This window comes from Burkholderia sp. AU4i (assembly GCF_000466765.1).
Classification (GTDB): Bacteria; Pseudomonadota; Gammaproteobacteria; order Burkholderiales; family Burkholderiaceae; genus Burkholderia; species Burkholderia cepacia.
Window position 1 is genome coordinate 1 of sequence record NZ_ASSI01000469.1, and the last position, 545, is coordinate 545.

General features: G+C 70.8%; 2 pseudogenes. Both read right to left on the bottom strand.

Annotated features, from left to right (window positions below):
- Positions 1-303 (bottom strand): annotated as a pseudogene (locus L810_RS43585) (ABC transporter substrate-binding protein); the annotation flags it as partial.
- Positions 300-545, bottom strand: a pseudogene (locus tag L810_RS43590) (threonine-phosphate decarboxylase); the annotation flags it as partial. The pseudogenes L810_RS43590 and L810_RS43585, both read right to left, overlap by 4 nt.

The following is a 545-nucleotide window of genomic DNA, read 5'->3' on the forward strand; positions in this document are numbered from 1 at the left end:
CTTCAGCGCGGCGATCCGCTCGAGGTCGAGCGCCTTGTTGTCGCCGACGCGCGGTATCGCTTGCGCGGCAGGCGGATAGTCGCTGTACGTGACCGTGCCGACGAGCTTTGCGCCGCCGCCGGCCGCGTAGACGAGCTCGGTCGCGTGCGGCGCGAGGCTGATCACGCGCTGCGCGGGTGCGGGCAGCGTGACGGTATTGCCGGCGTCGTCGCGCGTCGTGACGTCGGCGTGGACAAGCGGTGCGTGAACGAGTGCGGTCAGCATCGCGACCGGTGTCAGCCGGCGCAACAGGCGCGCGATCATGCGGATTCCCGTTGCAGCAGCGGCACGCAGTGCGCGAGTGCGTCGCGGAGGCGCTGCCATTCGGCTTCGCTGCCCGGCAGGCCGACGCGTACGCTCGACGGTATCGGGAAGTACCGCGTCCAGATTCCGTGTGCCGCGAGTGCCGCATGCAGTGCCGCTGCCCGCGGGTCGTCGGTCCAGCTGAAGAGCGGCGTCGCGCGGGCAGCGAAGCCGTGCGCGCGCAGCAGTAGATCGGAAGAGCA